The 8745-nt window shown below is 64.7% G+C and carries 4 protein-coding genes and 2 pseudogenes; 4 read left to right on the top strand and 2 right to left on the bottom strand.

The window, feature by feature from the left end:
• Together MKK84_RS25570 and MKK84_RS25565 are read left to right on the top strand one after the other, a co-directional pair.
• Positions 1-604 (top strand): annotated as a pseudogene (locus MKK84_RS25570) (hypothetical protein); the annotation flags it as partial.
• A 1189-nt stretch (positions 605-1793) separates the two neighbouring features.
• Positions 1794-2465 carry a sugar transferase gene (locus MKK84_RS25565; protein ID WP_243924838.1) on the top strand — a complete coding sequence of 224 codons (672 nt, stop codon included), beginning with the start codon at positions 1794-1796 and terminating at the stop codon, positions 2463-2465.
• A 1217-nt stretch (positions 2466-3682) separates the two neighbouring features.
• On the opposite strand, the gene MKK84_RS25555 is transcribed toward MKK84_RS25565, so the two are convergent.
• Complete coding sequence (locus tag MKK84_RS25555; protein ID WP_243924837.1) at positions 3683-4168, bottom strand: NUDIX domain-containing protein; 486 nt, start codon at positions 4166-4168, stop codon at positions 3683-3685.
• A 761-nt stretch (positions 4169-4929) separates the two neighbouring features.
• Here MKK84_RS25555 and MKK84_RS25550 point away from each other — a divergent pair.
• Positions 4930-5280: a hypothetical protein gene (locus tag MKK84_RS25550; protein WP_243924836.1), complete on the top strand. Its 351-nt coding sequence runs from the start codon at positions 4930-4932 to the stop codon at positions 5278-5280.
• A 90-nt stretch (positions 5281-5370) separates the two neighbouring features.
• Here the strand turns inward: MKK84_RS25550 and MKK84_RS25545 are convergent, their stop codons facing one another.
• Positions 5371-6762, bottom strand: a complete 1392-nt coding sequence (locus MKK84_RS25545; protein ID WP_243924835.1) for an MFS transporter — start codon at positions 6760-6762, stop codon at positions 5371-5373.
• Positions 6763-7242: 480 nt separating this feature from the next.
• Between MKK84_RS25545 and MKK84_RS25540 the strand changes: the two are divergent.
• Positions 7243-8197, top strand: a pseudogene (locus tag MKK84_RS25540) (IS481 family transposase).
• Positions 8198-8745: the final 548 nt, after the last annotated feature.

Raw genomic sequence — 8745 nt, 5'->3', positions numbered from 1 at the left:
CGCCCACGCCGCACACGTCGCCGGCTCGACGGCGCTGGACGACACGCTACCTGTGCAGGGCACCTTCGACGCCGGGCCGCACACAGTCAGCGTCAACTTGCTCAACGACGCCTATGACGGCCCGTGCAACGGCCGCAACCTGTACGTGGACGCGGCCGGCTACAACGGCGCCGACGTGTCCAACAGCAGCCTGACCTTCCTCACCCCCGGGCCCCAGCAATTCGCCGTCCCGGGAACGAGCCCGGGCGCCGGCGCGTCGGGCGGAGCCACTACAAGTGCCGTTATGCAGACGGGTGCGGCTGCTGCTGCGCCTGCTGCCCCGACCGTCGCGCTCACGCACGACATGGGAACAGGCGGCACCCATATCACCAGCGATGGCCTGATGACCTATGCCCCGTCCGTGAACGGGGACACGCTGCATTACAGGCTCGACAATGGGGTGTTCACCACGACGCCGCCGATTCTGGCGACCGACGGCAGCGCGGACGGTCAGCATACAATTACCGTCCACGAAACGACCGCGGCCGGTCTGACGTCGGCCGACGCCAGCCTGATCTTTGCCCTCGATACGCATCATATGACGAGCGGCGTTCATACGATCTGAGGCGCAGCGTGGGTTGGATAAGGCCCTTGAACGAAGGACGAATGTAGGTGCCGATTCGGCCGCCTAGGCGGAAATGAGGCATTGGCACAGCGCCTGAGGCGGATCGGTCGCGGCATCCGCGCTGACCTGTGCCTGACCGATCCCAAGTTACCCTCAAAACCAACGGTCGATCGATTTTGAGGGCGTCATTTGAGACCTGCTCCGCGGTCGCAACCTCGGTCGGCGATCTCAGGCCCCTCCGGCGTGGCGGTTGATTCGCAGCGAAGGACAACACTCTAGATCGTCGATACACCATCGTACGCCATGACACCGATCGACATCGACTCGGATCACGAGTATTTGTGAATTTTTACCCAATAGTTCTGGCCCTCTGGCGACTCACAAGCGTTCGCCCGAAGCGCTGGGTCGATGCCTGTCGATATTCGCAGCCCGCCATTTCCACGAAATCTAATCGTCACGCCGGCCCGTCGATCTATTATCGGGACCAGCACAGACCGTATCAGTGGCCTGCCCCATCCGGTGGCCCAGGCTAGAAAAGAAGGCATGGTCAACTGCTGGCATCGTCTCGAGGCATGCTCCCGGAAACTGCGATCGAGGCTGCCAACCGGCACGCCATAGTCGAAGCCTTGGACGACGCAGCGTGGGCCGGATAAGGGCACTGGATGCTATGGGCGCGACGAGGCCGAATGACGATAGGAGCGCTCGGCATGCTGCGTTTGCCCATGCTTGGTGTTGATGCAGCAAGCGCTACCGCTGCTCGATCGAGCTTCGCCCCTTTTATCGTTTTCAATGCGCGCGGCACGCATGGCGAGCCCTCGTCGGACGCAACCCATACGTAGAGTCCGCTGGCGACTAAGCAGTTTCTGCGCACCCTACGCGATACGCCGCCGACCAGCCTGGTCAAAAAGGCCTTATTGAAAACATACTCCTCCGTGTTAACTATACCATTGCTATCTTGAACCGCAAAGCTAGCCTTGCAGTAAGCCTTGTGATTTAAGAGAGGCTGTGATTAAGATTTCATTAACTAAGCGGCACTAGCCGCTGCAGCCACTCGTGCTCAGAAGAAGAGATAATGTCGCAAAGCGCAGCTCACCAAGACGTCGTCGGTGGTCTCGCAGTATTGCGTGCGCACAGCCATGGCGCCACCACTGCGATGGCCGGACAGGTGTCAGGTCAGGCGATCGAAGGGATGGAAGCGGCTGCCGATCCCATTTTGCCGACGAAGCCCTTCGTCGCCCGCGGCCTGCGCCTGAACTGGGCGGCCAAGCGCGGCCTCGATGTCGGCGTGGCCGTCACCGCCCTGTTCCTGCTGCTGCCGCTCCTGCTGCTCATCGCCCTCCTGGTCTGGGCCGGCGACGGCCGCGCCCCGATCTTCCGCCACATGCGCCTGGGCCGCGACGGCCGCTCCTTCGGCTGCCTCAAGTTCCGCTCCATGGTCGCCGACGGCGAGGCGGTGCTGGCCGCCCATCTGGCCGCCGACCCGCACGCCCGGGCCGAGTGGGCCGCCACGCACAAGCTCAGCAACGATCCGCGCATCACCCCGATCGGGCAGGTGCTGCGCAAGACCTCGCTGGACGAGCTGCCCCAGCTCTGGAACGTGCTGCGCGGCGAGATGAGCCTGGTCGGACCCCGCCCGATCGTGCCGGCCGAGGTCGCCCGCTACGGCCGGGCGTTCCAGACCTGCTTTGCCGTGCCGCCGGGGGTGACCGGTCTGTGGCAGGTGTCGGGCCGTTCGGACACGAGCTACGCCGAGCGTGTCGCGCTGGACCTGGACTATGCCAGCCGCTGGAGCCTGCGCCGGGACATCGCGATCATGCTGCGCACCATCCCGGCGGTGCTGGCCCAGCGCGGCAGCAAGTAGTTGTACGAGCGCTTTTCAAGGTCTCGGCCATGCATGACGACACTGCGCTCTGGTATGACCATCTCGGCCGCGATTTAGCGCCTAGTCGGACCCTGCTGATCGTTGCACATCTCTTCGAAGCGACAGCCGGCGGCGTGAGGGCGGCAAACCAACTGTACCGGTGACCGGATCTTATCTGGTGCTGGGCGGCTGAGGCTTTGGCGCAATATCGTCAGACCGAAAAATAGCAGCTTGGGTCGACGCTGAGACGTTTCAGGCCGCTGTGTTTCCCGAATCCTCGGCGCACGGAGCGGCGTGGCACAGGCTCCAGAACTCTACGAGACCGGCGACGTAGGCGGCGATCAGTACAGCGGTCCAGTTCACAATCTGGCTCCTCGACCCAGGCGTTAAGGCGTTTTATTGCCAAAACCTTGATAAACCCTAACTCATGTGAACGGCGTTTGCGAGTTGCTCCCGAGCGCGCCCAGCGTTTAAGGCACCGGGATATCCGCCGCGCGGTGGCTGAACCCGACGCAGCGCAATCTTGATGGAGCAGTTGCACTTCGAGATCGGGCCGCCAAGAAGAGGCGCTGATCGAAGCTCCTTTGCGCTTTATCTAGGAAGCGTGCATGTCAGGCTCACCAGCCACATGCTCAGCTCTCGCGCTATCACTCCTCGAGAGGGGCGATCGCTTTCTACAGTCTCGGTGTATTTGCATTTTTTGAACTCGAGATCGATTCAAAGCAGCGCCGTAAAAAGCATCGACCGGCGATGGACTCGCTACTGAATCAGCCCGAATGCGCTGCGCGTGAGATTGCGGCGCAGCGGAAGACAATGCCTTCTCGCATGCCTCCTTGTACGACGCCTGAGGTGCTGCACCGAAATCGATTGGCGCCGAAAGGCAGTGCCAGCAGTGGGTGCAATTGCCGACCTATCGTTGAGAGCTAGCGCGCCGTAGACGGTCATGATGCGACGGAAGTCTTTGAGTCGGTTGAGGGTCGTCTCGAAGCACCGGCGCTCGCGATACAGGCGCTCGTCGTGGCGGATCTTTCTCTACGTGCCGCATGTGTCAGGGATGAATGGTATGACACTACGCTCTCGCAGATCAGCGCGCCACCAGTCGGCGTCGTCGTTCTTGTCGGGGCGAAGCGGCGGAGTGAAGCTGCGTCGATCATGCGAATTGAGCGCTCATGCCAGCCCCTTGGCCGTCCCCTTCGACGATGACGATGCCAGAAGTTTCAGGCGCGGATGACATCCGGCGGCCGAGCTAGTTTACCAAAATAATCGTCCAGATGAGGAAGAAGCCAAAGCCGCCTCGTCTCATTCAGATCGAACCATCGCGCTTCTACAATCTCTCGTTTGTCCATCAAGACAGACGGAATTTTGGTTGGATGCCACTCGAAAAGGCTGATGCGATCATTCCGGAATCGAAAATGGAATGTGACCTCGCGTACAAACTTCAGATCATCTGCTCCGATCTGAATACCGATTTCTTCGTCCACCTCACGTGTCGCCGCTTCGAACGCGCTCTCACCCAACTCAACCGACCCGCCAGGTGCCGACCAGCGTGGTTGATAGGAGTTGCGGATCAGAAGGACACGACCTTCGAACCAGACCAACACGAGCGCACCGTGCTGGTTTGGCCGACGTACGAACCACACGACCCGCAAAGCCTGGAAGGCGCACCACAGTGCGATCTGGTAGCATCGATTGAGCAACGTCACTTATCGTCTAGCCTTCCCGGTTTCGGCATACCTTCGCGGCAGGCGCTTTATATCTTCATGCGTGGTAGCCGACGTGTGAGCTTCTGCGCATGCAGCACAGGAGACTCCTCGACAGGGTGCTCGCATGCTGCTCGATGGAACAGGAGGTCATTTAAGCATCTCCGCAAAGATGCCGGCTGCCCCTTTCTCGGATGCAGCGCACTAGGCATCTCCGGTCGAGTTCGAGCTCTAGGGGAGCAATGTCAGCTTCTCGGTCGGATGGCAAAGCTACGAAGCTCGAAGATGCGGTTCCAAAAGATTAGGCCGACCGCGACGGTGACGATTCGCCCATCAGCGCCGTGCGGCACTCCCTCCGCACAAAGGGTTTAAGCCCGGGTTCAGCTGCAGCGGGCCACTGCTCTCGAGCCGGGCCACCGCTGGCGCTTGAACTCAGAACGGGGCTCGCGTCCGGTCTTTGCCGCCAAACACCTCCCCCGCAAAGCGCGTATCACGGGGTCCGCCAAACTTGAGGAGGATCAGCCGCGATGACCGGACCACAGTGCGGTGTGTGCCGGCCGACCGCGTAGGTATGCGCTTGGCACCAGCTCAACCGACGTCCCTCGCACACGCGTGAGTTATGACTCGACGAGCCCCTAAGCCGACCTGTTGTTGACCCTGTCGCTCGGTGGTACAGCGCACCGACCAGGTCTGAGGTTGGCGACCTCGTCGGTGCTCGTCGTTTGCCCGGTGATGGGGCCGATTTTATTCCCCGGGGGAACTTCATGGGCCCGCAACGCACCGCCGCAGCTCTCGCACTTCTCTGCCTGACCGGCAGCGCCTGCCTCGCGCAGGCTATGCCGCCCGCGACGCCCATGCGTCAGCCACGCCCGGCCGCTGCGCCCGATCCAATGGTGCCCGATCCGACCGCACCCGTCGATCTCGAGGCCACCCGCAAACGGTTCGATGCCAACGCAGCCAAGACGGCCGACACCGACCGGAAGCGGGACTCGAAGCTCAAGCAGTCGATGGGCTCGATCTGCGCGGGCTGTGGACCGACCTCCCCGGGGAAGCGGACGCGGGCATCCCACCCGTCGCGCCGGGATGCGGTGGATGAGGCGGACCCCGCCGACTAGGGCCGTTTCCGAGGGCGCGGCAACGGAGCGGCGGTTGCCTCGTTGACCGTTTGACGAACCGGCAATGCCACTACCGTTATCTACGGATGTTCACGGGGTGCGCGCGACGGGCTGGCCGGACAGGCCCCGCGGGCCGCCGATCAGGAGCGCGGCGCTCGCCACGAGAACCGCCGTGATGACCGTGAACATCCCGTGCGGGCCGTAGGCCGTGAGCGCCGGCAACAGGACGAAGGGAGCCAGCGCGGAGGCGATTCGCCCCCCCGCCCAGGCGCAGGTCAGGATCGACGCCCGCCGCCGCGTCGGCAGCAGTTCCGTGGCGTAGATCGACAGGATCGCCCCGTAGATCGCCGCCGCCGTGTTGAACGCGATGCCGAGCAGGATCAGGGTGACGAACCCGGTGCTCGCGGCGAAGGCCGTGCCTACGCCCGCCATCGTCCCGGCGAGGACGGCGAGGCTGGCGCGCCGTTCCAGCCGATCGACCACCATGGCCGTGAGCAGCGTCCCCACCGGCGGTCCCAGCAGCGACAGGGCGGCGAAGACCAGTGATTGCTCGACCTTAAAGCCCTTCTCCAGGAGCACGACGGCGCTCAGCAGGGGGAAGCCCAAGGTCGCCCACGGTGCGAGGGCGTAGAGGGCGATGAACAGGGCAATCCTGCGCCTCGCGGGCGGCTCGTCGGCGGGCGCGCGGACCTTGGGCGGCGTTGGCGGCTCCCCGGCGGGCGCGGCCGGTCGGGAGCGTGCCGAATTCGTGAACCGCCGACAGGCTTCCCGGGCCTCGACGGGGCGCCCGGCCGCGGCGAGCCAGCGCGGCGACTCTGGCAGGAGTGCGAACAGTGCGGCCGCGAGCGCCGCCAAGCCGGCCCCGAGGATCAGCGCCCAGCGCCACGCCTCGACCCCGAGCGGTGCGGCCGGCCCGAGGGTCTGGACCAACAGGATGACGGCCGAACCGCCGAGGAACCCGATCCCGGCGCAGACCATCAGCATCGCGCCGCGCCGTCGGGGCGGCATCACCTCGGCAAGAAGGGTCGCCACCAGGGGCGGAAAACCGCCGATCGCGAAGCCCGACACCGCGCGCGCGACCGTGAGCGCCGTGAGGCCTGTGCTGAGCGCGGCGGCGAGCGAGCCGATCGCCATCAGCACCAGGGAGGCCTGGAGCGCGCGCTTGCGCCCGAGGCGGTCGCCCAGCAGGCCGAAGACTGGCGCGCCGACCGCCCCGCCGGCGAACACGGAGGCCAGCAGGAGGGACAGGCTGCCGCGCGGCAGGTTGTGGGGCGGGGCGAGGAAGATGGCCGCCAGCGCGTTGCTCAGGGCGACCTCAGCGATATCCGCGAACAGGCCGAGCGTGCTGACGGCGAGGATCGCTAAGTGAAGACGGGTAACCGGCAGAGCATCGAGGCGTTGCGTGATCGCCGCGACCGAGCCGTCGTGGCCATTCTCGGCCCCGTCCGGCGCGTCCGGCCGGCCCCCCCGTGCCTCAACCAAGAGCGTGGTTTCCTCGAACCCTGTGTCTCAGCGCCGGCCGGTATCCCCGACCGGGCGCTACGCGCCGTGATTGTCTATCCGGTCCCCGCCCGAGCCGATCGCCTTCGGCGGCGTCCCAAAGTCTTTGAATGTTCGCCGCCAGACGAAGCGCATGACCTTGGACGGGTGAGCGGTGGGGCAAAAGCAAGCCCGCCGCGGCGGTGAGCCGGGCGGGCTTCTTCAGATCCCAACTTTGAGGGGGCATAGTCCGGATCCAACGACACGATACAGGCTTGCGGTTAACGAGAAAGCCCCGCGCGGCGGGCCATGCAGGCCGGAGGCTCATCTCGCTGAGAAACGAGGTGGATCGGCGTCTCACACACAATGCAGCTCCAGCCACGATGACGGCCGAGAGATGTCATTGCTATGGAGGTTGTCCATCCGAGGGTGTCGGGCGCGGCTGTGGTTGCAAAGCCTGCAACCCCGGATCCGGAGCCTCGGATGGACGCCCACCAGAATGCGCGCACCCCGCCCCATAGTCGACAGCTGATCGTTGCTCGGCTGGTTCAGGGCTGGATGGTGAGTGCCGTGGCCACAGCACTGGGGATCACACCAAAGACGGAGCGCAAATGGCGTGACCGCTTCGCCGCCGAAGGGGCGGCGAGTCTGGCGGATCGCTCGTCGTGCCCGCACACCTCACCGACGCGCCTGGATGACGCCGCGATCACCGAGATCGCCCGGCTGCGCCGCGAGCGCCTGTCGCTGTCCACGGTGGGCCTCGTGCTGCGCCGCCTCGGCCTGGGCCGGCTCGCCGCCCTCGATCCCAAGCCGCCCGTCATCCGCTACGAGCGCGACAAGCCGGGCAAGTTGCTCCACCTCGACACGAAGAAGCTCGGGCGCATCGACGGCGTCGGCCACCGCATCACCGGCGACCGGACCGCCCAGAGCAGCAAGCGCGGCACGGGCTAGGAGGCGCTGCACGTGGCCGTCGATGATGCCTCGCGCCTGGCCTACACCGAGATCCTGCCCGACGAGGGAGAGGTGAGCGCCACCGCTTTCCTAGAGCGAGCGCGGGCTTGGTTTGAAAGCCTCGGCGTCACCGTCGAGCGGGTCATGACCGACAACAGCTCGGCCTACAAAAGGCGCCTGTTCCGCGATGCCCTAGCCAGCCACGGCATCCGCCACAAGCGCACGCGCCCATACATGGCCCGCACCAACGGCTCCTTCGACAGGCTCAGGGTGAGGGGCCGAACGCTTCATCCAGACCACCTTGCGCGAATGGCTCTACGCCACTCCCTACGCCTCATCCCAGGAACGCACCGCCATGACCCCGTGGCTATGCGGCTACAACAGCCGCAGACCCCACTCCGCACGCGGTGAACAACTGCCCACAAGCAGGCTCCTCAAGGACAACCGCCTTGAAAACGACAGCGAGAGCCGTTTCCGCGGCGGTTGAGACGGATCAGCTTTTGCTGCGTTGACCGACGAAGGAGCGGGCGATGCCATGTGCCCGTGCTCTGTGACGCCACGCGCGACGCCTTCACCCCAGATGGGTGCCGCAACTGCCTCACCACAGCCGGACATGAAGACAACTTGGCGGTCGCGACATAAGCGGGCGCAGCTTTGACGTGTTCGCAGAGCGCAAATCGCAGCGGCTTGCAACCGCATGATGCGCGACGCCATTTCCGTCCTGGCGCTGGTACTGACGGTTAGGCCCGTCCAAGCGGAGCTGGCGAGTACGCCGGACACCCCGCGCCATCTCCTGCGGCGTCGATGCGCCGACGAATGCCCCCGTGCGCATCGAAGAGATCCAGACCGTCCAGACGCGGACCTTGACCAATGAGGAAGTAAGCAGAACGGTCGTTCAGGTGGTGCCGGAGCACCTTCCGGTATCGTGAGTTGCTGCAACTCGGTGTCTTTACCGTAGCCCCATGGGCTAACTTCCGCGATGCTAGGGTCTGTCGTCGCCTGAACCATCTGGCGTAGCACGCGTTTTGTGCCTCT

This window comes from Methylobacterium sp. E-065, from assembly GCF_022829605.1.
GTDB lineage: Bacteria > Pseudomonadota > Alphaproteobacteria > Rhizobiales > Beijerinckiaceae > Methylobacterium.
The sequence above is the reverse complement of the archived record's forward strand: the minus strand, read 5'-3'. Positions and strand labels throughout refer to the sequence as shown.

Bases quoted from the DNA above. Each gene is read 5' to 3' on its own strand.
- MKK84_RS25565 (WP_243924838.1), top strand. From the start codon at position 1,794: ATGGAAGCGGCTGCCGATCCCATTTTGCCGACGAAGCCCTTCGTCGCC.
- MKK84_RS25550 (WP_243924836.1), top strand. From the start codon at position 4,930: ATGGGCCCGCAACGCACCGCCGCAGCTCTCGCACTTCTCTGCCTGACC.